The organism is Plesiocystis pacifica SIR-1, from assembly GCF_000170895.1.
In the GTDB taxonomy this organism is placed as follows: domain Bacteria; phylum Myxococcota_A; class Polyangia; order Nannocystales; family Nannocystaceae; genus Plesiocystis; species Plesiocystis pacifica.
In genome coordinates, this window is record NZ_ABCS01000037.1 from 17,872 (window position 1) to 43,181 (window position 25,310).

Below are 25,310 nucleotides of genomic sequence, written 5' to 3' on the forward strand. Positions count from 1 at the left end.
CTAAGCTTGCTCAATGTCTGGCAGGGTTGGTGTCCGTCGAAGCTTCCTGCGCCCTTCCCTGGCGCTGTCCCTCGCGCTCGGCGCGTGCGGGGATTCGACAGGCTCGGACGATGAGAGCGACGACGAGGCCGGCGAGTCGGACACCGGCCAGACCCCCCTGCCCGAGCTCCCCCCGGACCTGTGCCTGACCCCCCTGGCCGTCGACGAGCCGCTGTGCAACGCGGGCCTCGCCGCGAGCCCCTGGGCCACCTCGCATCGTGGCAGCTACGCCCAGGCGTCCTCGGCCTCGCCCGCCCCCGCCCCCGGCGCGAGCCTCAGCGTCGACCGGGCCGAGGTCACCGGCATCCCCGTGATCATGACGGTGTCCGCGGCCTACGAGGGCGGCGAGCGGGCGATCTGGGCCGGCGTCCAGGGCCTCGAGACCGCCATCGTCAAGCTCGACGGCGAGAGCTTCGAAGTCGTCGACCTCTACGCCCCCGCCGAGCGCGAAGACAACCCGCCGGTGGTCCCCCTCGGGGTGACCGGCGCCTACACCCTCATCGACGCGGCCGGCCACTTCGTGGTCTCCCGAGCCAACTTCGTGTCCTTCTACGCCGACGCCGAGGCGGGCGTGGCCGACTCGGGCATCGCCCTGGCCGGCCGCGTGTTCCTGCCCGAGAGCTGGCTGTGCTCTCCCGAGGACGTCATCGCCGGGGTCGGCCTGCGCTACGACGGCGCCCTGGTCCTGGTCACGGAGCAGGGCCAGGTCATCCTCACCCGCGGCGGGCCCGAGGGCTTCGACGAGGCCGCGACCCAGGTGTTCGCCATCAACGGGGACAGCTGCGGCGCGTCGCCGGACCCCGACGCCCTCGAGATCGTGTCCAACAACATCGCCATCGACGAGCGCGGGGGCATCTTCGTGGTCAGCAGCGAGGCCATGTACCGCTTCGACGAGGTCGGCGGCGCCCTCGGCCAGACCTGGCGGGCGACCTACGAGGCCGAGGGCAATACGAGCCCCGTGCGCCTCGGCCCCGGCTCCGGCTCGACGCCCAGCCTCATGGGCACGCGCGCCGACGAGGACCGCTTCGTGGTCCTCACCGACGGCCAGGAGCTCATGCACCTGGTGCTGATGTGGGCCGACGAGGTCCCCGCAGACTGGGAGCCCATCGGCCCCGACAAGGATCCGCGCATCGCCTGTGAAGTCCCGATCCGCTTCGGTGTTCCCAGCGCGACGGCCTCGGTGTCCGAGCAGTCCGTGCTCGTGCGCGGCCACGCGGCCGTGGTCGTCAACAACCTCGTCGACGAGCCGACCATCGTCGAGGGCATCGCCGCCGTCCAGAACCTGGTCACGGCCCTCGAGAGCGGCCAGGCCGACAAGGCCCCCAAGGGCATCGAGCGCGTCGACTGGGACCCCGCCACCCGCACCTGCTCGACGGTGTGGGCCAACCCCGACGTCAGCGTGCCCAACGGCATCCCGACCATGAGCGCGGCCACCGGGCTGATCTACGGCGTCGGCAAGCGCGACGGCGCGTGGGGCATCGAGGGCGTCGACTTCGCCACGGGCGAATCGCGGCTGTGGGGGGCCTCGGACACGGAGTGCGCCGGGGACCTGTCTGCCTTTGGGCCCCTCGCCGGCGTCCCGGCCCTGGTCGAGGCCGTCGAGGCCGACCCGCAGTTTTGCGAGAACTCCCTCTACGCCGCGACCACGGTGGGCATCGACGGGGCCATCTACACCGGGACCCTCGGCGGGCTGACCCGCTACAGCCCCGACGCGACCTTGACCCTCGAGGCGAGCGCCCAGGCCGGGGCCGGCGTGGACCAGGCCATCGACCTGCTCGCGCGCGTGGCTGACAGCCCGGCCGAGGCCGAGGGCGGCGCGCTCCCGCAGCTCGAGCTGATCCAGCGCGCGCTCAGGCAGCTCCTCGAGGTCCAGGCTCTCGCGGCCCTCGACGAGGCGGGCGACGCTTCGGTCGCGGCCGCGATCGAGCAGCTCGCCATCGCCCTCGCCGAGGACACGGCCCTCGCCGATCGGGACGCCGCCATCGCCGAGGCGCTGGCCCTCCTCCAACGCTGAGCCGGGTGCGCTGGCCCTCGCTCGAGCTCGTGATAGCGTCAGCGCGTGGGCGCGACCGAGCTCGATGCCCTGCGCTGCTGGCAAGACGCCCGCCGAGCCCTCGCCGAGGGCGCATGGTCGTGCCCGGCGTGGGCGTCGAGCTGGCCCTGGCCTTGAGCGAGGACGCGGCCCTCCCGGCCCTCGAGATCCACGCGCGCTTGCAGGACGCGATCGCGGCCCACGTCAGCTAGGCGCGGGGTTCAGCGCGTCCATCCGGGCGCGCGCGCTCAGGGCCTGTACCGCGCTCGCGGCAGCGGTAGCAGCCTCGACCGTGGAGGTCTGCAGGTCGATGCACAGGCCCGAGGTTGTCCGCAGCGCGAGCCTGCCATAGGCGACCACGGGGAGCTGACGGTTGTTCTTGAACCGACGATCGGGGCCGCCGCGCTTGTTGGTGAACTGCCAGGTCTTGTCGACGACGCGGGCGTCCTTGGGCACGCGACCATTTTCGATGAAGCGTGTGGCGGTCGCCTCTGCCTGGAGCGAATCGTAGGGGACTCCAGCGAGGCTACGCCCGTCCCAGATCAACAAGCGATCAGGCAGCCACAGCAGCTGTTGTGGGCCAACGGGTACGGACCACGCCTCGATATCGAGCACGATGCCCGCCAAGCTGCCAACAGCGCTCCTCGTCGACGTTCGCCTGAGCAGAGTGTCGGCCCCAGCGTTTCGCTTCCAATCGCTCGTCTTGACGGAGTGATGGATGTGCCAGAGCCCTCGCGCCGACGCCAGAGCCTGACCGACCTGCTGGGCGAGGCCCAGACGCGCGAGGATCTCGGGGTTCTCGCGGTCGTAGGAAAGCCCGCACGCGCGCCGCTCGTCCCGCTCCCGCCACCATAGGACGCCTGCGACACCACCGAAGACAACCCCGACCACGATCCCCAGGGCCTCCAAATAGGCGTACGCGAGCACTGTAGCGACGAGCACGCTCCAGCCCAGCGACTTGAACTGCTTCGCGCGTCGCATCCGAGTCTGGAGCTCCTCGAGGCTGTCATCGGGCGAGCTCGCAGCGAGCTCGGATGCCGTCGCCGTCAGGATCCGCCCCGCCTCCGACCGCGGCACGAGCACGTCGACGTGAGAGGAGCGCTTGGGTGTCCGCCGGCGTGGAGCCGACGGCGGGCTCAGCCGCTTGCGGTAGCGAAACCCTCCGACCCCCAGCGAGACCTGCGTGCCCCGGGGCCCGACGGAGACCCGAGCTCCCCGTACACCGAGCGAGACTCCGAGTCCGCGCCGAGACTTGTTGAAGCGGATGAATTTCGCCATCGCCGCGACCGTGCGCGACCGCGGGTGGTGGTTCGCGCCCAGCGAACGAGCCAGCTCACGCCCCCTGAGCAAACCCGCTCCCTTCCCCGCGCACGAAGGCGTCGTGCCCAAGAAAATCGATGACATCCTCCACCCCAAGCCTCAGCCCGACGCGCTCGAGGAGGCCCTCGTCGCCATCCTCACCGAGGCTCGGCGCAAGGGACTGGCCATGACCAAGCGCGAGCTCTTCCAGGCGAACCGCTTCAACTGGTTCGACGTCGCGCCGGTCGGCGAAGGCGGCATCTTGCTCACCATCTTCGCCTCCATGGTCGACGCCGAACTCGGCGTGTCCAAGACCATGGACGAGCTGCGCGAGCAAGCGCTCGCCAAGCTCGTCCAGCAGGGCCGGGTGACGACGCGCGAATCCGAGGGCGAGACCTACTACTGGCTCAGCGCGGCAGCCCAACTCGGCGCGTGACACCTCGAGTCTCTGTCGACTCTTGACGTCGTGGACGACGCCCCCCACGTCCACTCCACGCCCTCGCTCGCGGGGGCGACCACCTGCCCTCTCCCAGGCACGAGCTCCATTGCCCACCAAGCCAAAGCGGAGGAGCGGACAGCGACAAGCGCCCCCGGTTCCAGGCGGCTGTGGGGGCAAAGCAGACTCAGCCCCGCTGCAGGGTCTCCACCGTCTCCCGGTAGCCCTCGTCCTCGCGCCACTTCGCCGCCAGGTTGCGCCCGGCGTCCATGGCGATGAACGCAGCCTCGACCAGCTCGGGGTACTCCCGCAACACGTCGAGCTCGCTCAGATCGAGGCGCGCGAGCCCCCGCCCGAGCAGCTCCACGTTCAGGTTCAGCTGCTCCTCGGGGAAGAACAGCTGCCCCCCTTCGACGCCCCGCCCCGAGTGCGCGACGAACTGCCCCTCCGAGCCCTCCAACATCGCGTCCACGAAGGTCGCGATCATCCCCAAGCCGCGGGCGTCCTCGGGCCAGTCCACGCCGAGCAGCTCGAGCACCTCGCCGCCGACCGTGCGCAGGCCGTCCTTGGACGCGCACTGTTGGATCAGCCGGACCGCGCTGGGCAACGCCTTGGCGACGACCTGGCGCCCGAGCTGGGCCAGGCTCGACTCCGAGATCAGCGCAGCCACGCCGAGCTGACCGAGCAGCGGCCCGAAGTACAGCGCGCCCAGAGCCACGCCCGCGAAGAACACCGGCAGCGTCAGCCGCTTCGCCCGCGCCCCCTGGACCAGATCATCGAAGGCCTCCGACGACACCAGCACGAAGTCGAGACCAAACAAGCTCGCAGAATTATTCAGCGCTTCGCGGAGCGCTCGCGCGGGCTCGGGAACACCCAGGCTCGGCAGCTGGGCAAAGGCCCCCAAGCTCGGCGGGATGTACAAAATTGCTGCGTCGTGCTCCCCGACGGCCTCCCAGGTGATCCGCTCGTCCCCGGAGCGGGGCCGCTCGTGAGCGGCGCGCTGGCGCAAGGGATAGCGCCGTCCATCGAGCACGAGGGCGTGCTCGCCCCACTCCGCAGACCCAAACAGACCGTCGCTGTGCAGGTCGTTGGTGGGGTAGCGCATGTCCACGAGGTAGCGATGCGCGAAGCCGACGAGCATGCCGTCTTGCTCCCCCACCAGCACCACCTCGCCGTCCCGGTGGTAGATGTCGTCGACCATCGCGTCGATCTCGACGGCCCGCAGCCGCACGGGGGTCACGCTCGCGCGGGCGCGCTCGGCCACCACGCGGTAGGGCGCCGCTGAGGCCACGACGGGCTCGTAGGCGGCGCGCGAGTACACCCGAGACAGGTCGGGGGCGTACGCCATCCCGAGCGCGCTGCCCTGGTCCAGGAAGCCCGCCGAGCCGCGACGCCGGCTCACGGACCACAGCGCGCCACCGACGGAGGCCGCCGTCACCACGCCCGCTCCGCCAATGATGAAGGCCCGGCGACCTCGACGAGGCGAGCGGGTCGAGCCTGGCTCGCTCGCCTCGCCCCAGCTCGCCGGTACTTCCAGCGGATCCTCGGCTCGCGCTCCGCACTGGGGGCACCACAGGGCCTCGACCGGGAGCGTCTCCCCACACGACACGCACGCACTTCGTTCACGGGTTTCCACACCCCTCCGGTGCGCCGCGTCGCCCGATGGTTCGACGCTCGCTCGCGGTTCGTTCACGCGTCAGCTCACTGCCTCGACACGAACCAACACGCTCGGAGCATCACCGGACCGCCGCCATGATCCAGTACGACCCCAGCGTCATCCAGTCCTTCGCCAACGGACTCTACGCCCAAGCCGACGAGCTCGAGCGGAGCCACGCCTTCTCCTACGGCGTGATTGGTTGCCTGCTCGGAGGACTCGGAGGTTACTTCGTCGGAGTCGCCGTCATCGACGATTGGGGAGCCTTCTTGGCACTCCCCGTGGCGGTGGCCGCCGCCGCCGCGATGGCCAAGCACGGCGCAGAGGTCGGCCGCCGCAAGGGCTTTGGCCTGCGCCTGCGCGCCCAGACAGCCTTGTGCCAGGTCCAGATCGAGCTCAACGGCCGACCCCGCCAACCGACCCACGCCAGCGCCCACGCTCAGCCGCGCTGAACCAGCTGCGGCGCGCTGCCCCTGGGCGCGCGCAGGCGACCGCGGCGGCTCCCCTCGCGGTGCGCGGCCGCGAAGTCACGCCCGGCGCCGAGGGCCTCGTAGAACCCCTCGGCGTAGGCCAGGGCCGCGCCGTCATCCACCGGGCCCCGCATCGTGATCACCGTCGGCACGGTCCCGATCGCCTCGCTCGCGCTCTCGCTCCAGCAGGCGTTGAGGACCACGCAGCGCAGCGCCCCAGCGGGGCCGGAGTACTCGTCAAAGAGCGACCCCAGCTCAGCCATGGGCACGCGCATGCTGCCGCCTTCGTCCAAGATGATCCCGAGCGGCTCGCCGTGCCCGGCGATGTGGACGATCTCGTAGGCGCCCTCGAGCAGCGCCCGAGACAGGTCGGCGAAAGAAGCCGCGACGCGACAGGTCAGCTCGATGCGATCCCGCTCCCTGGACACCTGGATCGCCCGCTGAATCGCAGCTTGCTCCCGCTCCGTACACAGCGGATCTTGATCGCCAGGATTCGCCGAGACGAACAAGATCCGCAGCGGTCCGCGCGGGGGCGGGGCGCGTCGAGGCACCGCCGCCGCGACGGGCTGCGCCGAAGCACCGGGCTCGAGAGCCCGCAGCGCCGCCAAGGTGTCCGCCGGCGTCTCGCAGGGGATGGCGGCGATGCCCGCCTCGTCGAGCTTGATCGAGGTCGCGCGATCGAGCTCCGCCTCGGGCAGCAGGGCCCAGTGCCGCGGCGGAGAGCCCTCGGCCAGGTCGCGGACGTAGCCGACCACCTCCTCGAAGATCGAGTCCTCGGCCGTCGTCCCCACGAACAGCACGGGGTGGGCCATGAACAGGGCGCGCAGGACGTTGGCGTAGCTGGGGTCCCGAACACGCACGCGCGCGTGCTGCTCCCGCGTGAGCACCCAAGAGCCGCGCTCGGGCAGCGTGCCGTTGATCTTGAGCAGCCAGTTTCGCCGACTCAGCAGGGCCGTGCTCGGGCGCAGGTGAGGGACCAGCCGCGACTCGAAGGCCCGCTCGAGCACGCGGTCGAGGTTGGGCGTGACCACGCCGCGCAGCCGCGGGGCGAGGCGAGCCACGGCCCGAGCCAGCGGCGGCAGCTCGGAGCGCGGAGCCTGCATCGAGCGCTCGACCTCGCGGCCAAAGCGCGCGGGGGTCAGCTCCCGCTCGAGCTCCGTGAACGCGTCGGGGAGCTCGCCCACCTCGGCGAGCTCCCGCAGCTCCCTCGCTCGCGCGGTCGAGAGCTGGCGCGGCAAGGCGTGGGTCAGCGCGACCGCGAGCTCGCGGCGGGAGGGCAGACCGGCCTCGCGCGCCAGCTGAGCGCCGACGTAGAGCACCAAGGGCTCGCGGGTGGCCTGGAGTTCGTCAAAGTCGATGGTCATGGTCATGGATTGGGTGTCTCCGCGCACGCTTCAGGGGTTCGGCCCGTGTCCGAGAGGCGCGCGCACGCAAAGCGCCGCATGGCCGCGGCGCCCAGGGGCCAGGCGTGGACTTCCCCGTCGCCGCAGCCCGCGGCGAGCATGGTGCCGTCTTCGGAAAACTCCAGGCTGAGGAGCTCGTGGCCAGGGCACGCCTCGAGTTCTTCGCGCCCATCGCTGAACTCGATCTCCCCCGCAGTCCCGCCTCCGTAGGCGACGAGCCAGGGATCGCCTGCGTCGGAGGAGGTAGTCACGGCCACGACGAGCGGCGCATCGACCCGATCGACGGGCGCGGGCTCCGAGCTTCCGAGCGCCCACCGATAGACATCACCGTTCGAGTCTCCGCTGACCAAGACCTCGCCGCGCTGGTCGAGGGCCAACGCGTCGATGCGGCCCTCGTGCGCCGAGTCGATCGCCAGCTCGAGGCGCGCCTGGTCCTCGGACAGCGAGAATCGCTCGAGGCGCCCGTCAGCGTAGCCTAGCGCGAGGGCGTCCCCGCCCGGCGCCAGCGCGATCGCGCTGACCCGCGGGGCCGCGGCAATGGGCAAGGCCATATCCTCCCACCGACCGCCGTCGAGCGCCCATACCTGGGCCTGCCCGCTCTTGCACAGCAGCGCCAGCCGATCCCCCGACGCGCTGAACTCCGCGGCCGTGGGTCGACACCATCGGGGCTCTCCCTGCGAGTTCTTGCCCATGCCGTCCCACTCGAACAGCTCCCCCGACCTCGTCAAGAGCCGCCCGATCTCCCCTCGGGCCGGAGTCGTCAGGGCGACGATACCCGCCCCGAGCTGTTGACGTTGGAGGTCTCCCCGGAGCTCCCAGCTGTTCAACCGCCCGCTCGAGTCTCCGCTGTACAGCGTCCGCCCGTCGGCCGAGAAGGCCACCGCCCTCACGCCCTGCGGGTGCTCCCGCCGCGACCAGTGATCTCGCCGGTCGAGCCCCCACACCGAGACGCCCCCGTCGGCCTGGCCAATGACCACCCGACGACCCGAGCCTGCCACGGCGAGCGCCGAGACTTCCGCCGAGGTCGACAGCCGCGCGAGCTCCCTGTCGGCAGAGGCCTCAGCGGAAGCGTCGTAGATCGACACCGTCGACACCTCCCGCTCGGCCACGAGCAGCGCCGTCCCCGGGATGAAACGCGGGCAGACGTTGGGGCTAGCCATGCCCAGGGGTTCCAGCACCTCGAGCGTGCCATCGGACTCCAACCTGGCGAGGTGCAGCGCCCTCTGATCATCATCGTTGGTCACGCCACACACAGACAGCAGCACGCCATCCGGCGTCTCCGACCAGTCGAGCAGCTGGGTGCCGTAGTTCGTGACCGCCATGGATCTCAGCGCCTGCCCCGAGTCGAGGTCCCAGACCTGTAGCCCTTGCGAGTCCACGCTGACGAGGCGATCGGGGGGGACGTACTCGAAGGTCCGCACGAGCCCGTCGAGGGCCAGCGCCTCGAAGCCGGGACCCTCGATGGTGCTCCCGTCGCTCCCCCGCCCGTACGCCAGCGCGAGCTCCCCGTCGGCGTTCTGCCCGTAAGCCCGAAGGCCGGGCCGCTTCCACCCCTCCCCGAGCCGCTCGCCCGTGCGCGAGTCGTAGTCTTGGAGGCGCGACGCGTCTGGGTTCTTCGAGCTGCCCACCAGGGTCCACAGTCGGTCTTCATGAACGCTGAAGCGCGGTGCTCGACCGGCCAAGCTAGCGGCGACGGACTTCCCCTCCCGATCGACCAACCAGGTCTTGCCCTTCCCCCCCAAGGCCACGCGCCGGCCCTTGGAGTCGAAGGCGATGCTGACGATGGCCTCGGCCTCGTCCGCCCCGTCGACACGGACCGCTTCGCCCCCCCAATCCCAGCGCAAGACGGCTCCGTCGGCGCGACCCACCCACAGGCCCTCGGGTCCCTCGGCGAGCGCCGTGATCGCGGCGCTGTCTGGCGGGGCTTCGAGCGCGTCGAGTTTCCCTGCCACCAGGGGCCAGGCGATCGCGCCCGCGAGGAGCTCCTCGTAGCGACGACCGTCGAGACCCACGAGCCTGGTCAGCGCCGCGTGGTACTCGCGCTGATCTTCCAGCGCTGAGATGGCTTCGCTCTCCGCTTGAAACACTCCGTCGCTGTAGTCCTCCCCAACGCCGCGAGCACCCGCGATGGAGGTCTGAAACTGAGCGCCTTGAGCACTACTCAATTGCTGCAAGACCACCCCCCCGCCCACCGTGAGCCCCCCGATCCCCGCCACCCAGGTCACCCCGCGCAGCCACGCCGCGCCGCGCATGGCCTGCTGATAGCGCCGCTGCGTCTGGGCCCGCGGCCCCTTCGCGTGGCCGCGCAACAGCTCTCTTCGCTCTGGCCCCCGAGGCAAGCTCCGCCACGAGGCCCCGCTCTCCGCCCACGCCGCCGCGCGCCAGCCCAGGGCCTCGTCGCGCGCCATCTGAACCCGCGCGCTGGCGATCCAAGCCCGCAGGCGGTCCCACTCGCGCAGCAGCGCCTCGTGAACGATGTCGACCATGGCCTCGGCCCCCTGCCCCCGGACCACCAACAATCGGGGCCCGCCCTCGCCGGACAGCCGACCCAGCAAGCGCTCGCCCCGGGGCCCTCCGCCCGCGAGCTCGACGGCCCTGGAGCGAGCTACGGAGCGCCGGCTCAGCCGTCCCCCCTCGAGGTGAACCATGTCGAGCATCAAGGTCCGCACGCGCTCGAGCTCCCGCGCGTCCAAGCTCGCTAGCAGACCGTCCGCGCTGCGACTGAGCGCCCCCGAGACCCCGCCCAGCGCTTCGTACTCGGCCATGCTGACCGCGCCATCCTCCGCCGCGCCGGCGTCCCACAGCCCGCGCAGGGCGTGCGCCACCAGAGGCAGGGCCGCGTCTTCCGTCCGCACCACGCCGTCCTCGTCGGTTCGGCCCTGACCCGTGTGCTGGGCCGCGTCGTTGGCGATGCGCTCGACCAGCTCCGCGTCGAAGCGCACCCCGAGGCGCGCCGCCGGCTCGGCGATCGCCGCGCGCAAGCCCACGCGCGAGATGGGCGCGAGGGTGTAGCGCTCGGCGTTTTCGTTGAGCACGCGCAGCAAGCTCGGCGAGGTCGTCGACAAGGCCGCGCCGAAGTCCGAGCGCATCGTCGTGACCAGGTAGATCAGCGCGCGGCTCAACAGCGCCGATATCGAGCTCACGAACAGCTCGCGCTCGCGCGGGCTCGCGAGGGTGACCAGCTCCTCGAGCTGATCGACGACCACCGCCAGCGCCATCGAGGGGGGCAGGTGCAGGCGCACGAGCTCGACCACGGCGCTCGGCAGATCGCTGCCGCTGTCCCTCGACCCGCCAAAGATCTCCCGCGCGTCGATGGGCGCCTGCTCTCCGAGGGCCTCCGCGAGCGCCTCGACCAGCGCCTGCATGGGCTCTCGGCCGGGTCGCAGCCTCGCCACGGCCCACCGCGTGGGCGTCCCCTCGGCGAAGCCCCGACGCAGCGCGGGCACGAGCCCCGCGTGGACGAAGGAGCTCTTGCCGACGCCGCTCGAGCCCTCGATGGCGAGCCACCGGCGGTGCCGCGAGGGCGGGCCGCCCAGGCGCGACGCGGCCGCGCTGACCTCGGCCGCGCGACCAAAAAAGACCGACTCGAGGGAGGCGTCGAAGGCCTGGAGTCCGGGGTAGGGACACGCCGGCGGAGGGCTCTCCGCCGCCTCGAGCCCGGCCTCGCCTGTCGTCCCCAGACGCGCGAGGGTCTCGCTCCCCTCCCCCTCCAGCACCGCGAAGCCGCGGCTCTCGAGCAGCGTGCGCCGCTCGGCCCCGCACTCGGGCAAGAGGATGTAGTGCCCCGGGCACTGGGCGTCCCCCGTCGCCGGCGCGAGGATGGCCAGCAGCCGCTCGCACAGCTCGTCGTCCGGTTCGAAGCCAACCATCAACAGACAGTGCGAGCGCGCCGTCGCGGCCAGCAGCCGCCGCCACAGGGTGTGCGGCCCCCACTCGCGCTCGCGCGCTGCCCGGCTCAACACCCAGGTCTCGGGAAACTCCAACGTCCCGCACAGCTTGACGATGACCCCGCGGCGACGCAGCAGATCCGCCTGCGGGCTGGAGAAGCTCGGCCACGCGTCCGCCAGGGCCCGCTCGAGGACGCGGTGCAGCTCGGTCGTATAGACCGCTCGCAGCCCGACCGAGGCCGCGGCGATGGCCGAGGCCAGGGCCGAGCGCCGCTCCTCGCCGAGGCCGTGGGTCCGCTCGATGCCCCGGACAAAGCGCGATCCCATTCGACGCTCGAGCACCTCGAAGGCCTCCTCGAGGCGACCGTCCGCGATCCATCCGCGGACCACCGACGTGCGCTCGAGGTGGCGGGACGACTCCGCCCTCGCCAATACTGCCTCGGCGAGGGTCTGGGCGTCGGCCAGGCCCGCCGAGCGACCCAGGGCCGGGCCCACGAACAGGACCAGCTCGCCCCGGTCCCAGGCCTTCGTCAATTCGAGCGGAAGCGAGGACGCGTCCGAGCACGGTGTGTCATTGACCATTTCCATCGTTTCGACCGTGATCAGGCGCGACTCCACGATCACCGCATTTGCAGGTTTCGAACACAAGCCAACTCACACATTCGAGCTGGAGTCCCCCGAATGGTCGAGGCTGAACTCGAGCACCTCGACGCTCCAATCCCGCGTCACCTCGGGTCCCGTCTTCGGTCGCGGAGACGCGCGAATGGCCCGAGACACCGCCCGCCGTCGGCGCGGCCGATCGTCGGGGATGCCGAGGTCGAGCCGGCTCGGGATCAGGTGTCGCAGCGGGATGGGTCGACGGCTCGCCAGGACCACGACGTACAGGGGCAGCGACGCCGACGGGTCCGTCCCCCCCGGCCAGCTCAGCGCGAACCCCCCTCGCCCGCGGCCAGGGTGAACACCAAAGAGGCGCCTCTCCCCGGGCAGCAGCTCGATCCCGTCGGGCTCGGCGTCGTCGAGCAGGCGCGCGCGGCCTCGTCCGTCGATGACGACCACGCTGACGAACAGGCCCTGCGCCTTTGCGAGGCTCTCCACCCGCGCGCTCAGCCACGTCCCCGCGCGCAGCCGTACATCGCCCCGCAGCGGACGCGCGCGCGCGCGGGGAGAAGGCGCCACGCTCAACCGCGCGCGGGCCCTCGGCTCGTCCACATACGCACCCAGCTGAGTCAGGCGTCGGGCCCGGGCCCAATCTTCGAGACGCTCCAGCGCCTCGCCCCGTCCCTCGGCGTCCGCCTGCACGCGCAGCCCAGCGAAGGCCGCCCAGGCGCAGCTCAGCCCGAGAGCGCCGTCGGCCTCGACGCAGACCACGGCCTTCGACTCCTCGCCCTCCGCGGCGGGGCGCAGCCACGGCGACTGGGCCAAGCGCGCGCTCAGCTCGGGATCCTCGCAGGCCACCGGGTCCCGCCGCGCGGCCTCCAGCAACACTGCGCTCGACCCCACCGACGCCTCCCCAGCTCCCTCGGGCTCCAGGCGCGCCCGGTTGAGGTCCAGCGCCACGACGCGCAACCGAGCCAGACGCTGCGCCTCGCCGCGGCCGTCGACCAGCGCATCGACGAGGGCCCAACGATCGCCCATCTCGACGCCCTGGAGCAGCCCCGCGCGGATCCATCCGCCGTGGCTGGAAGGCAGCGGCTGTCCCTTCGCGTCGGCGTGCGGCACGAAGCCGACCGTTCCCCGCAGCTTCGAGCTCCGCGTCGAGAACAGGTAGCGGTGACTCGGACCCGCGAGGCTGACCCACTGCTCTTCGCAACCCAGGCGCCAGATCGCGCGCTCGCGGACCCGATCCGCGAGCGCGGCCCAGGTCAGCCGCTCGACCTCTCCGACCTCTCCCACGAGCTCACAGACCAAGCTCGTCAGCCGGCCGAGGTTCCCTCCCGGCACGGCGTCACCAAACCCGTAGCGCAACGAAGAGGCGGCGCACAGACGCGGAATGTGTGGATGGCTGATTGGATGCAAGAGCGCCTGAGCCCGCGCGGGCTCCTGCTTGGCGGCGAGCGCATGGACCCAATCGGGCGACTTCGGCACTTTTCGGACGGGCCCACGCACGATTTGCGCCGAATAGCAACTATCGATGATCGCGCTGACGTTGGCGCATCGACGCTCGATTCGCGCCAATGCCATCGACAGCTCCACGTCGAGAATTCCCGTAAAGCACCACTGCGCGCGTTTGCGCGCGGCGACGACATAGAAGACGGGGCGACCTCCGAGCGGCGGCCGCTGATCCTCGAGCTCGACGACGCCGCCGTGGCCAAAGAAGTAGAACAACACCGCGTCGGCTTCTTCCGCCACGGCCTCGAGCCGGTCCAGAGCCGCCAGGATGCCGCTACGATCAGCCTCCGAGCCTTCGATCCGAGTGACGGACCAGCCTCCGAGCCCGGTCAACAGCGACTCCATCGCGGCGAGGCTCGGGGTCGCGTCGAAGGGCTCGGCGGGATCGGTGTCTGACACCCCAACCAAGAGCGCGTACTTCATGGTCACTCTGTGTATGCCATGGAGCGCCGGTTTGCGTGGGTTCGCCGCTTTGACGTGAGCATGTTCACCACAATTATTCGACCCGGGCTCAATCCACCCATGTCGGAGCCGCACGGTAGCGATGAATGTCGGGGAAACCCAAATCCGCAAAGACCGTCGGGCCTCGCTACGCCCGATTGTTCGGCGACCATGGCCAGGACGCCATGGCCACCGACGAAGGATATGGAGATGAGGACTTTGACGGCACCGTTCCCAGCGCCGTCGCCGACCTGGCCATCGAGGACCAGGCGATGTTCGAGCGAATTCGGGTCCGCCTGGGCATGCGGCGCAGCGACGGGCCCGAGCGGATCGGTCGCTACGAGCTGCGCGACTCCATCGCCCGAGGCGGGATGGGCCAGGTCTACCGCGCCCACGACCCCGAGCTCGATCGCCCCGTCGCGCTCAAGCAGATCGCCCCGCTCCCGGGCGCCGACGTCGAGGTCTTGCGCGAGCGGCTGCGGCGTGAGGCCCAGGTCTTGGCCAAGCTCGCCCACGATCACGTGGTCACCGTCCACGACGTCGGCATCCATCGCGGGCTCGTCTACCTGGTCATGGAGCTCGTCGAGGGCCCCACCCTGCGCGAGCTTCAGGCCAGCGAGCTGAGCGTCGCGGAGCGCCTGCGCCTCTACGTCGAGGCGGGCCACGGGCTCATCGCGGCCCACGAGCGCGACATCATCCACCGCGACTTCAAGCCGGACAACGTGCTCATCACGCCCGAGGGCAAGGCGAAGGTCGGCGACTTTGGCCTCGCCCACGTGCTCGGGGAGCCCCTCGCCCTCGCCGAGTCGGGCGCCGATGCGTCCGCGCTCGACCCGGAGCATGAGGGGACGGAGAGCCGTTTGACGCGATCGGGCGAGGTGCTCGGGACGCGGGTCTACTCGCCTCCGGAGCAGCTGCGCGGGAGGGCCACGGACGCTCGCTCGGACCAGTTCAGCTTTTGTGTCGCGCTGTGGGAGGCGCTGTGTGGCGCGCGGCCGTTCGCGGGGGCCTCCACGAACGCCCTGCTCCGGGCGATCGTCGCCGGTCCGCTGGGCGGGGCCGAGCTCGACCCGCGCTTGCGCAAGTTGTTGGCGACGGGGTTGGCTGTGGATCCGGATCAGCGTCACCCGGACATGGCGACGCTCGTGAAGGCGCTCGAGGACTATCTCGAGCGGCCGCGCGCGCGTCGGCGTCGGCGATGGATGATGTTCCTTGGCCTCACTGCGGCTGCGCTTGGATCGGCGCTCACGGCCTATGTCCAGCGCCCGCCCGATGAGGTCTGTGACGAGTTCGAGGGGGCCACCGAGCTGCGCGAGCAGTATCCCCTCTCCGCCCTCGAGTACACGCCCCTCGCCGGCAACCTCGACACGAAGATCCATCGGACATTGGCTCGAACCCAGCACGCTTGCGCAACCGACGATCTCGCCGGTAAACAGCATGCAGCCGCGCTTCAGCGAAAGCTCAAACACCTCCTAAACCGAGCTGTCGAGGAGGGCGAGGCGCCCAGCGAGGCGCTCGAGGAGCAGCTCGCGCAGTTCGAGGTCGATCTCGACAGCGTCCCTCGAGCTCCGCTCAGCAAGGAATTTCTCGAGGTCCTCGAATCGGAGTTCGAGCCACTCGAGTTCGACGAGCGCTACGCCAAAATCGTCAGCAGCTGCCTCGACTTTGACAACGCACATGAGGGCCTCGTGCTGAGCCATGCGGACCTCGCCGAGTTCGGGCTCCGCTGCGCCTCCGCAGAGACCCTCATCGGCCCAGACTACGAGCACGTAGTCGAGACCTTTCTCGAGGCGCGACACCACGCATTTCGCGTGGGCGACATCCCCCGCGCCCTCGAGGCACAGCTCGGCGCACTAAAGACCGCGCTCATGCGCTTGAACGACTACGAGCACGCCGAGGCCGAACTGCGCATCACCGACGACCTCCTTGCAGCCGCGCGTGTGGGTTGGGGAGACCATCGCCAGGCAACTCGGGACGAACTCGCCGCACTCCTCGCTCGCGACCACGGGGCCTACGAGGAGGCTGAGCGCCTCCAGCTGCGCGTCATCACCAGCACCCTGGTCCTAACGCTGCGCAGCGACATCCAAAGCGCCCAGAGCCAGCTCGTCGCCGGACTCGTCAACCTGGGCCATGTCTGGGATCGCCAAGGCCGGGGCGAGCGGGCCATAGACGCCTACCGCTCCGCCCTCACTCTCGAGCCCGACGACCCCGAGGCCCTCGTCGCTCTGGGTTGCGTCCTGCACAACAACAAAAAGGGCTCTCCAGGCGAAGCTCGGAAGTACCTCGAGTCTGCGCAAAAGGACAAAGAGCACGACCTTCAGGTGGCCGCGGGGGCTTGTCTGCTAGCGGTCGAGATGGCCGAAAGTCCCACTCGACCCAAGGTGCTCGCCCAAAGCCGCGACGCGCTCGAGCAAATGCTCCTGGATCCCCAGACCCACGCCGCCACCCCGCAGACCCGCGCCAAGGGCTGGTTCCTGGTCGCCGTCGCCCATGCCCTGCTCGGTGAGTTTGGACCGGCCTACGAGCACGCCAGGACTGAGCTGAGCGAGGAGCAGCTCACTCAACTCGATGGAATCGTCGCCCAGCTGCGAGCCGAGGACCCCCCACAACCTTCCCCCTGACCTTGACCTGCATGACACCTCCACCCCCATTCACACCACCTCCAAAGAGAACAAATCATGACCACCCCTCTCGAAGTCAGCCAAGAAGACCCCATCAACCTCGACGGCAGCCTCGACGGCTCCAGCGATCTCCAGCTCCTGCACCGCACCGACAGCCTCGCCAACTACGGGCAGACCCTCCACGGTGAGCACGACGACCTCGACGACCCCGCCGGCGTGGTCCAGGTGCGCGTCCTCGACTTCAGCGACTCCGGGACGACCTGGACCATCTCCGTCGAGCACGACCCCGGCAGCGGCTCGGTGACCTGGTCGCGCGGAAGCGACCACGCCTACTACGACTTTGGGCCGATGAGCTCGGAGCAGACCCTCGAGATCACCGCCACCGACGGCGCCTCGCCGCCGACGACCAAGACCCGCAGCATCCACATCAAGGTCACGCCCCCCGATGCCCAGCCCGACCGCCCCCGCGGCTGATCGCAACGCCTGGGTCTGTGTCCACCACCGTGCTACAGCTGCGGTGGTGGACACGGACTTTCGACTGCTCGAGCGCTGGCGAGAGGGCGACGGGGAGGCGGGCAGCGAGCTGCTCGCCCGTCACTTCAACACCCTGCGCGTCTACTTCTTGGCCCGCGTGCCGCACCGGCAGATCGAGGACCTCATCCAGGAGGTCTTCCTGCGCATGGTCGAGGCCCTCGAGCGCTTCGAAGGGCGCAGCTCCGTCCGGACCTACCTGCTCCGCATCGCCCGCAACGTCGTGCTCGAGACCTACCGCGCCAAGGGCAACTTCGACGAGTTTCACGACAGCCAGTACGCCCTCGGGGGCCGCAACTTCGCGTCCTTGTGCGTCGAGAACGACGAGCGCCTGCAGCTCCTGCTCGACGCGATGCAGCAGATTCCCCTGCGCCAGCAGGACCTGCTCGAGTGCCACTACTTCCACGGGCTGTCGATGGCCGAGCTCGCCGAGCTCTTCGAGCTGAAGGTCGGCACGGTCAAGTCGCGGATGTCGAGCGCCCGCCGGGCCCTGCTCCAGGCCTTCGTGGCGCTGCTCGGCGAGGACTCCTCAGACTGGTCAGACGCCATCTTGGAAGAGCGGCTGGAACGCGCGCGCGAGGCTGTCCTCAAGGGCAAGCGCCGCGATTGAGGGGGCGGACCCATCTCGCGGCGAGCTCACGGACTCGGGCTCACGCGCTCCGGCTCACTGGCAACCGAGGTAGACGTCGACCACCTGGCCCACGCCAGCGCGGCTCTCGAACAGGCCGCCCAGCGCTGCGCAGTTGCCCCGCGCGTCGCACTCGGCGTCCTTGGCCGAGCTCACGGGCAGCGCCTGGACACCGGCCGAGGACAGGGGCTCCAGCTCGCCCGGAGCCGAGCGGCGGTCAGCGTCGTGGTCCCGCCACAGCAACAGCTCGCCAAAGCGAGGGTCGCGGGCGTCGACCAGGCCGTCGCCGTTGGCGTCGAGCTCGGCGAGGGCGGCGAAGCCGTTGCGGGCGTGGTCCGAGGAGCCCCGCAGCCGCGTGCCCGAGCCGAACAGCTCGTCGCCGCCGTCGATGCTGCCGTTGCCGTCGCGGTCGAGGGCCAGCCAGGGCGTCGCGGCCGTGGGCCAGTCCGTGCTCAGGCAGGCCTCGTCCTGCATGGTGATGTCGAAGCTCGCGGCGGGGGTCGCCTCGGCCTCGATGAACTCGACGCTCGCCTGGTCGAAGCTGAGCACCAGGGGCGTGTTGCAGTACTGCTCGCGCCACTCGGGCTCGCCCTCCCAGACCTCGCAGATGGCGTAGCGGTTGCCGCAGACCTCTTGCTCCCACTCGTCCGAGTGCGGGCCGAGGTCCTTGTGCTCGCCGGGCGAGCACTCGATCTCCTCGGCGGCGAGGCAAGGGCCGAACTGCGTGGGCCCGTCGGAGTAGTTCGAGCAGTAGGCGAAGGTCCCGTCGCTGCACTCCTCGACGGGGGTGCCGAAGAGGTCGCAGGCCTCGCCGGTGGGCTCTTGGGGCGGCGGCTCCTCGCCCTGGCCGGCGCTCTCGCCGGCTTCCTCGCCCTCGCCGGCCTCCTCCCGAGTCTCCTCGGGACCGTTTTGCTCGTCCCCTTCCTCGTCCTCCCCCATCTCGGAGGCCCCCTCGGCGAGGTCGTCGAAGTCGTCCTGGCCCTCGTCACAGCCAGCGAGGGCGGGGAGGAGCAGGCAGGCGAGGGCGGTCACGGCGAACTTCTTCATGGCTCTGCTCCGTAGGTTCCACGGCCTCCGCGAATCGATCGCGCACCTGCGCGAATTTAGCCAGGTCCCGAGAACGCCCGCAGGGTGATGGAGATGCGCCGGCCTCCCGCGGCACGGTGTGGCACCTCGTGGGTCCAGGTCGCGTTGGTCGCCCAGGGGATCAGCAGCACCGAGCGGTCCGTGGCCTCGACGTCGACGAAGGCCCCGGCGCGCTTGTAGGGCCGCATGCGAAAGGGTCGGGCCGCGCCGAGGGACACGGTCACGATCGGGCTCCCGTCGACCATCCCCGTCGTGCTGTCGCGGTGCTTGCCGATGTAGTGCTTGCGCGCGCCCTCGTACCAGTTGAGCAGCAAGCCGTTGAGGCGCGGGTCGATGTGCCCGCGCGCCCACCCGAGCACCCCCGCGAAGGCCTCGGGCACGGGCAGGGCCACGTCGGTCCGACCCGAGTAGTGGTAGTCGGCGCCGTAGGCCCGGGACCAGCGCGGCACCGCGGTCTCCCGACCCATGATCGAGATCCGGTGGAAGCGCTCGGGGTGCAGCGCCCACAGGGTCTCGAAGTCCAGGGCCAGCGTGTCCGGCAAGCGCCCGAGGTGGACGGCGTGGGTCTCGTCGAGGGCCCGGGTCGGCCAGCGGAGCCAGGGCGGAGAGGCGGGGTCAAACGCGGCGGTCTCGGGCATGGCGGACCCGCGAGCATAGCCGCGAGGGTTCCTCCAGCAACGCCTTGCTCGCGGCCGCGGCCGTGCTACTCCGAGCAGGCCGAGCCCCACGCGGATCGAAGACGCAAGCTCGTTAGCTCAGTTTGGTAGAGCGTTCGACTCGTAATCGAAAAGACGTGGGTTCAAATCCCACATTGGCAAAAGATGTTTTCATCGGGGGCTCGGCGACGATCTTCCCTCAGAGACTGAGAACGAGTTCACAGTCTCTGTCTATTTTAGCCGTCGTGGACGACGCCACGCCCTCCCTGCCCCACGTCCACGACTCAGACAGACCCGGCGGCGGGTTGACGCCATGCCCAAAAAGCCCGGCTCCGCGCTAGATCAAAGCTCGCCCTCCCCCGTTGGCCTGTCCGTGCGTTCCCACGACGCGGCTCCCTCCGGCCCTCCCGCCTCTCTCTCGGATTCAGATTCGGACTTGGAGACGGTCGAGCGGCCCGCGAGGGAGCTCGCCGCGAGGCTCCACCGCTGCGCCTGGTTGCTCGTCGCGCCTGCGATGGTGTGGATCCTGCGCGGCTTGGAGTACCGCGTCTCCGACGGCTTCCTGGCCCCCAGCACGGCCTTCGTCGCGTTCGCCGTCCTCGCCGCGTTCGCGCTCCCCGTCGGCCTCGCCCGCCGGGCCGACCGACGCGTCCTGGTCAGCGCCCTGGGGCTCGGCCTGGGCGGCGCCGCCTTCGTGTTCGCCCTGCTCGCCGCCCAAAAAGAGGCCCTCGACTGGCTGTGGTTCATCGCCGTCGATCACAGCACGCACCCCGACTGCGTCGTCCCGCAGTTTTGGGCGCGCCGCGGCTACCTGACGCCGAGCTGGCTGGGGCTGATCTTCCTGCTCCAGGCCCACGCCCTCGCGCTGTCCGAGCGCCGGCGAGAGGGCGAGCGCGTCCGCGGCCGAGTCTGGCGCCTGTCCCTGGCCTGGGGCCTCGGCGCGCTGCTCATGGGCTTCGCCGCGACCTTCGGCCTGTCCGCCGCCGCGCTCTCGGGCATCGCCGAGCTCGGCTTGCTCGCCGCCGCGCCGATCGTGGGCATGGTGGTCGTCGAGCTGAGCCTGCGGGTCCTCGATCGCATCCCCGAGCTGCCCACCGACCTCCCCCCGGTCGAGCCCGTGCGCGTCCCCGCTGGCGGGCTGTCAGCGATGAGCGCCGACCCGGCCGCCACCGCCCAGGGCCACCGCATGCACCGGCGCGCCCTCGCCTGGCGCCTGCCGCTGGTCGTCCTCGGCGTCCTCGCCTCGATGGTCCTGGTCGAGGCCTTTCGCACCGGGATGCCGCCCGAGGAGGTCGTGCTCGACTCCTTCGCGGGCGTCGAGCTGCTGGCCGCCGTCGTCGCGCTCGGCACCCTCGCCGCGCTGGTCCTGCGTCGACGCACCCGCAAGCTGCTCGCGGACATGGAGGCCGACCCCAGCGCGAGGCCCGACTCTGTCCTCAGCCTGCTCCTCGCCCACCTCGAGCGCAGCGCGAACCTGCTCGAGCGCGGCCTCGACGAGCCCTTCGCCCAGGCCCTCGAGCAGCTCCCCCACTTCGCCGACGCCCTCGACGCGGACGAGCGCGCGAGCCTCGAGCGCCTCCACCTCGACGCCCGGCGCCTGTACTGCCAGCTCTTCGACGTGTGGGAGCCCGGGCAACGCATCGCGCCCCAGACCCGCCGGACCCTCTACCACCAGCTGCGCCGCTTCATCGCCCTCGCCCAGGGGCGGCAGGCCAAGACCCCCTATCGGGCCCAGCGCTCGGCGTCCTTGGTGTCCACGGGCCTCGAGTGGCTCCGCGGCGGTCGCTCGCCCTCGGACCTCGAGCTGAGCCAGACCTCGCGGCGCCTCGAGCTCGCCATTGGCTGCCTCGCCGTGCTCGGCGTGGGCTTCGCGGCCTGGACCCTCGTCCGCGCCGAGGGCTGGGCCGTCACGCTGTGCGTGCCAGGGGTCGACCACTGCCGCGTGCTGCCCGAGCGCAGCCACCTCGTCGAGGCCCTGGGCTGGCTGATCGCCGCGGCCCCGGTGCTCGCGTGGGCCGGCACCGTGATCGCGCGCTGGTCAGCCCGGCGCAGCCTCGCCCTCGCGCTCCCGCCCTCCCCTGCCCTCCCGCGCCCCACCTCGACGCGGTGGCGGGCCGAGAGCCAGCGCCACAAGCTGCGCGTGTGCGTCGACGTTGCGCTGCACCCTCTGGTGCTCACCGCCCTCGCCTTCGTCGTCCCCGCCCTCGCCCTCCTCGGTACGGACGACCTGGGCTCCGTCGAGTTCATCGATCTCGGGATGCTCGTCGGGCCGCTCGTGGCCCTCGGCCTGATCGCCACCCCGGTCATGCTCCGCGGGATCCGGTGGATCGCCGTGTCCGCGTGGCGTGGCCGCTTGCGCGTCCGGGGCTGGCGGCGCGGCCAACCCGAGCGCCACGCCGCCATCGCGGCCATCGCCAGCCAGCGCCTGAAGCTGCGCCTCGCCTGGGACGCGCTCTCTCCCCGCCTGGACGCGCTCCTCGAGTCCCTCGAAGATCAGCTCCGCGCCCTCGAGCCCGGCGATGCAGCGAGCGCAGAGCTGTGCGCCGTGGGCCGTCAGCTCGCCGACGCCCGCGACCGCGGCCTCGCCCTGTCCCAGGCCGAGCTCGAGGGGCTGTGCGCCCAGCTTGCCATCCTCGAGCGCGTCCTGCTTTGTTCTGCCCCCACAGTCGGCTAGGACCGGGGGCGCTTCGTCGCTCCGCTCCTCCGCTTTGGCTTGGTCGGCAATGGGGTTCGTGCCTGGGAGAAGGCTGGTGGTCGCCCCCGCAAGCGGGGGCGTGGATTCGCGTTTGCTGCCTTGAATCGTGGACGTGGCGGAGGGGGGCGTGGATTCGCGTTTGCTGCCTTTGAATCGTGGATGTGGCGAAGGGGGGCGTGGATTCGCGTTTGCTGCCTTTGAATCGCCGAAGCTCGAGAGACAGGCGAACGAGAGGCTCGCGGGTCGGACCCGATGGGCTGGCTTGGCGACGCATCCCGCCAGCTCATTTCAGGACGCGGGCGCGCTCTAGTTGGGCTCGGGCAGGAAGGACGCCAGCAGCTCCCACCCCGTCGCCGAGGTCAGGGTCACCCCCGTCGGCCCGGCCGTCGCAACCAGATCGCGGCCACGATCGAGGGCGACCACCATGGCGGCCTGCTCCGAGACTCGAGCGACTTCGCTCCCCTCTCCCGACGCTGTGTCGTGCACACACAGCCGGCCGTGGCGCAGGAGCAAGAGCCGCTCGTGATCGAGCCAGGTCAGCGGGCCTGGACGCAGCTGGGGCACCTCGCCCAGGTAGCCCGCCTCCGGATCCCACAACCCGGCGACGTCCCGCGGCGTGGTCGCGAGCAGGTGGTCCCCGTTCGGGGCGCAGCGCACCTCGACGACGTTGCGCCACATCTGGCCGGGGAGGCGCCGATGCTCGAGGGCAGCCGAGGCCGCGCCCAGGCGGTCGAGGCCCGACAAGCGGTGCAGCTCCCCCGAGCGCGTCGCGGCGAACACCACCCCCGTGCCGGGATCGACGGCGAGGCTCGACACCGCCAGGCGCAGGTTCCAGCTGTGGCCCGGGAGCAAGCTCGCCGGGAACTCGGCCCCGCCCATGCCCGTGGGCCACGCGTGCACGATGCCCTTTTCGTCGACGCTGACGAGCACGACCCCGTGCGCGCCCTCGAGGGTGGCGAGGGCCGAGACGGCGCCAGCGTGGAAGCGGGCCCAGCCGAGCTCGCGGCCCGTGGCGAGGTCCCAGGCCGCGACCGCGCCGTCGACCGTGCCCAGCCACAGGCGAGCGCGGGCGTCGATGGTCATCGCGCTCAGGCTCGGCCACTCGTTGGGGGCGTACTCGAGCAGCCAGCGCCCGCGCAGCTGTGCGTCGAAGGCGAACACGCGCCCGCCGAGGTGCGCGAGCAAGACGACGTCGTTGGCAAGCGGCGGGGTGAAGGCGAGGCCGGGGCAGTCGTAGCTGGGGCGGACGAACTCGGCTGCGGCCTCGGCCGCGTCGAGGGCGGTGTGGCGCAGCACCGCCGCGCCCAGCTCGGGGACCGCCGGCCTGGCCAACGCCCGCGGGCGCACTTCACCGGCGAGCTCTCGGCGGCTGCGCGCGAGCCGACGACGAAACCGCTGCCGCGCCTCGGCCTCGCGCCAGCGCGCCTGCCAACGCGGAAAAGCCGGCATCGAAGGCCCGAAGGGGCCCGGCTCGGCGCCCACCTGGACCCGCAGCGTGGTGCAGCCGAGCGCCGTCAAGGCTTCGCGCAGGGCCGGCTCCCGGCTCCCGCCGAGCACCCCCGCCGAGGACTCGGGCACGCGCAGCTCGACGTGATCGAAGTGCGCGAGGAAGGGACGCAGCTGCCGGGACAGACCCTCGACGAGCTCGCGCTTGGACGCTCGCCCCTGGGGCGTCCGCGGATCGCTCAAGGTCACCTCCAGGCGGCGCGGGCCCGCTCCGCCGCCGCCGCGCACGAGGGCCATGGGCCAGCGACGCAGCTCGAGCTCCAGGCGACGCAGCGCCGGCCAGCGCTCGAGGGCGCGGACCCAGCCCTCGAGCAATCCGTCCGACGCCCGCCCCCGGGCGCCGCCCTGGGCCCAGGGGTGAGCGCTGATCCGCAAGAGCTCGAGGCGTCGACCCAGGGCCGAGTCGAGCAGCCAGGCGTAGCCCCCGGGGGTCGGCGCCGTGTTGCGATCGACGTGGGCGATCCACAGCTGGCGCAGGGCGGGCAGGCGCGCCCCCGAGGCCTCGCGGACCCGGACGCGATCGGCCTCCGAGGGCTCGTCGGCGCCGAGGTCGACGGGCCCCAAGGTCGCGCACCGGGCCAGCGCCGCGTCCCCCGGCTGCCCGCAGATCAAGCCCACCAGCGCGGCCCCGCCAAAGCCCCCGGCGCGCTCGAGGGCGCGCAGGCGCGGATCTCCAAGCAGCGCCAGGTCGTCGGTCTCGAGGCTCCGGACCGTCGACCACTGCGGCGAGGCCAGCACCCCGCGCTGGGTCTCGGCCGCGAAGTAGGCCCGCGCCCGGGTCAGGAAGCCCTCGCTGAACACCGCCTCCTCGAGCACCTCGATCAGCGGGCCGAGCCAGGCGTCGCGGTGCTCGGCGAGCAAGCGCGCCTCCCGGGCCAGGCTCGCCGGGCTCGGCTCGCGCCCGGCCGCCCGCGCCCGCGCGTGGGTCAGCTGGAGCTGGATGAACTCGCCCCGGGGATCGCCCTCGGCCGCGAGCAGGTCGGCGAGCACCATGCGATGCTCGGCGCGCTCGGGCTCGGCGTGGACCGCCGCGAACAGCAGCTCGACCCGGGCCGCCCGCTGCCGGCTCCGCGCCCCTTCGTCGGGCCCTGAGTCGTGGGTCGTGGCCTTCGCTGGCGCGGCCGCCCACAGCTCGGCGATGCGTGCCCCCAGCGCCCCCGCCAGCTCCCCCGGCGGCGTCAGGCTGTCGAGCCCCGCCTCGCCCAGACCCCGGCGCAGGGTCTGGAGGCAGCGCTGATAAAACAGCGGCCAAAACTGCGAGCGACCCGGCGGGCGGTCGAGGCGCGCCCACAGCACCGGGACCAGGCGCGGATCCGGGTGGGCCTCCACGGCCGCGAACAGCTGGGTCCACAGCGGAAAATTCGACTGCGACATCACCGGGGGCTCGGTGATCATCTCGCCGAAGGTGCGCAGCACTCGGGGGTCGTCCGCGTGGACCACCAGGCGATCAAAGCGAGCGCGGATCGCCTTGCCCAGGGGCCCGCGAAGCATCCCGGGCAAGAGCGCGCCCAGCTCCAGGGGCGTGATGGTCCGGGCGCGAGCGAGCCAGGTCGCGTGAAAGTCGTCGTTGCCCAGGCCCTCGGGGATCCCGTCCACGGCCCGCAGCGCTTCGTCGGACAGGGCCTCGACGAGCTCGGCGAGCTCGGGGTGACGCCCGCTCGCGCGCCAGGCCCGGAGCAGGTGATCGAGGGCCGCGGCGCGGTCGAGCTCGGGACCGGCGAGGGCCTCCAGCGCGGCCTCCAGCGCCTCGCGGAGCGTCGCGGCGGGGGCTGACTCGGGGGCTGGCTCGACCTGTGCTTTGTTCGCCATGTCCCCCT

General features: G+C 71.4%; 15 protein-coding genes and 1 pseudogene. 7 read left to right on the forward strand and 9 right to left on the reverse strand.

Going from position 1 to position 25,310, the window contains the following annotated elements; genetic code table 11:
• Positions 1 to 13 precede the first annotated feature (13 nt).
• A complete protein-coding gene (locus tag PPSIR1_RS19525) occupies positions 14 to 2,053 on the forward strand; it encodes a hypothetical protein (RefSeq protein WP_006972851.1) in 2,040 nt (679 codons plus the stop codon).
• 222 nt (positions 2,054 to 2,275) lie between these two features.
• Here PPSIR1_RS19525 and PPSIR1_RS19530 read toward each other — a convergent pair whose 3' ends face one another.
• Complete coding sequence (locus PPSIR1_RS19530; RefSeq protein WP_006972853.1) at positions 2,276 to 3,154, reverse strand: hypothetical protein; 879 nt, start codon at positions 3,152 to 3,154, stop codon at positions 2,276 to 2,278.
• Between the two features lie 120 nt (positions 3,155 to 3,274).
• Positions 3,275 to 3,349 (reverse strand): annotated as a pseudogene (locus tag PPSIR1_RS51290) (hypothetical protein); the annotation flags it as partial.
• On the opposite strand from PPSIR1_RS51290, the gene PPSIR1_RS48055 reads away from it, so the two are divergent.
• Entirely contained in the window at positions 3,336 to 3,806 is a 471-nt protein-coding gene (locus tag PPSIR1_RS48055; RefSeq protein ID WP_006972854.1) for a hypothetical protein, read from the forward strand. The pseudogene PPSIR1_RS51290 and the gene PPSIR1_RS48055 sit on opposite strands and share 14 nt — an antisense overlap.
• A 187-nt stretch (positions 3,807 to 3,993) precedes the next feature.
• On the opposite strand, the gene PPSIR1_RS19540 is transcribed toward PPSIR1_RS48055, so the two are convergent.
• Positions 3,994 to 5,247, reverse strand: a complete 1,254-nt coding sequence (locus tag PPSIR1_RS19540) for a hypothetical protein (protein WP_006972855.1) — start codon at positions 5,245 to 5,247, stop codon at positions 3,994 to 3,996.
• A gap of 311 nt (positions 5,248 to 5,558) precedes the next feature.
• On the opposite strand from PPSIR1_RS19540, the gene PPSIR1_RS19545 reads away from it, so the two are divergent.
• Positions 5,559 to 5,912, forward strand: coding sequence for a hypothetical protein (locus PPSIR1_RS19545; protein WP_006972856.1), 354 nt, complete (start codon positions 5,559 to 5,561; stop codon positions 5,910 to 5,912).
• On the opposite strand, the gene PPSIR1_RS43230 is transcribed toward PPSIR1_RS19545, so the two are convergent.
• The 3 genes from PPSIR1_RS43230 to PPSIR1_RS19560 all read right to left on the reverse strand — a co-directional run bounded on the left by PPSIR1_RS43230 (position 5,900) and on the right by PPSIR1_RS19560 (position 13,752).
• Positions 5,900 to 7,300: an SIR2 family protein gene (locus PPSIR1_RS43230; protein ID WP_006972857.1), complete on the reverse strand. Its 1,401-nt coding sequence runs from the start codon at positions 7,298 to 7,300 to the stop codon at positions 5,900 to 5,902. The two genes, PPSIR1_RS19545 and PPSIR1_RS43230, sit on opposite strands and share 13 nt — an antisense overlap.
• A complete protein-coding gene (locus tag PPSIR1_RS19555) occupies positions 7,297 to 11,754 on the reverse strand; it encodes an nSTAND1 domain-containing NTPase (protein WP_198154556.1) in 4,458 nt (1,485 codons plus the stop codon). Before PPSIR1_RS19555 ends, PPSIR1_RS43230 begins: the two co-directional genes overlap by 4 nt.
• Positions 11,755 to 11,874: 120 nt before the next feature.
• The gene (locus PPSIR1_RS19560) at positions 11,875 to 13,752 is read right to left on the reverse strand and encodes a caspase family protein (RefSeq protein ID WP_006972859.1); all 1,878 of its coding nucleotides are present in this window, start codon (positions 13,750 to 13,752) and stop codon (positions 11,875 to 11,877) included.
• A gap of 203 nt (positions 13,753 to 13,955) precedes the next feature.
• On the opposite strand from PPSIR1_RS19560, the gene PPSIR1_RS19565 reads away from it, so the two are divergent.
• The 3 genes from PPSIR1_RS19565 to PPSIR1_RS19575 are packed head-to-tail and all read left to right on the forward strand — an operon-like array spanning position 13,956 to position 17,532.
• Complete coding sequence (locus PPSIR1_RS19565) at positions 13,956 to 16,391, forward strand: protein kinase domain-containing protein (RefSeq protein ID WP_157595733.1); 2,436 nt, start codon at positions 13,956 to 13,958, stop codon at positions 16,389 to 16,391.
• Positions 16,392 to 16,448: 57 nt separating this feature from the next.
• Positions 16,449 to 16,865, forward strand: coding sequence for a hypothetical protein (locus PPSIR1_RS19570; protein ID WP_006972861.1), 417 nt, complete (start codon positions 16,449 to 16,451; stop codon positions 16,863 to 16,865).
• Positions 16,866 to 16,911: 46 nt separating this feature from the next.
• Positions 16,912 to 17,532 carry an RNA polymerase sigma factor gene (locus tag PPSIR1_RS19575; protein ID WP_006972862.1) on the forward strand — a complete coding sequence of 207 codons (621 nt, stop codon included), beginning with the start codon at positions 16,912 to 16,914 and terminating at the stop codon, positions 17,530 to 17,532.
• Positions 17,533 to 17,586: 54 nt separating this feature from the next.
• Here PPSIR1_RS19575 and PPSIR1_RS43235 read toward each other — a convergent pair whose 3' ends face one another.
• Both PPSIR1_RS43235 and PPSIR1_RS19585 read right to left on the reverse strand, forming a co-directional pair.
• Complete coding sequence (locus PPSIR1_RS43235) at positions 17,587 to 18,597, reverse strand: EF-hand domain-containing protein (RefSeq protein ID WP_006972863.1); 1,011 nt, start codon at positions 18,595 to 18,597, stop codon at positions 17,587 to 17,589.
• 56 nt (positions 18,598 to 18,653) lie between these two features.
• Positions 18,654 to 19,274 (reverse strand): alpha-ketoglutarate-dependent dioxygenase AlkB, encoded by a 621-nt coding sequence (locus PPSIR1_RS19585; RefSeq protein ID WP_006972864.1) that lies wholly within the window; start codon positions 19,272 to 19,274, stop codon positions 18,654 to 18,656.
• A gap of 454 nt (positions 19,275 to 19,728) precedes the next feature.
• On the opposite strand from PPSIR1_RS19585, the gene PPSIR1_RS19595 reads away from it, so the two are divergent.
• On the forward strand, positions 19,729 to 21,966 hold the full coding sequence (locus PPSIR1_RS19595) for a hypothetical protein (RefSeq protein ID WP_045116351.1): 2,238 nt from the start codon (positions 19,729 to 19,731) through the stop codon (positions 21,964 to 21,966).
• 327 nt (positions 21,967 to 22,293) lie between these two features.
• Here the strand turns inward: PPSIR1_RS19595 and PPSIR1_RS19600 are convergent, their stop codons facing one another.
• A complete protein-coding gene (locus PPSIR1_RS19600; protein WP_006972866.1) occupies positions 22,294 to 25,302 on the reverse strand; it encodes a hypothetical protein in 3,009 nt (1,002 codons plus the stop codon).
• Positions 25,303 to 25,310: the final 8 nt, after the last annotated feature.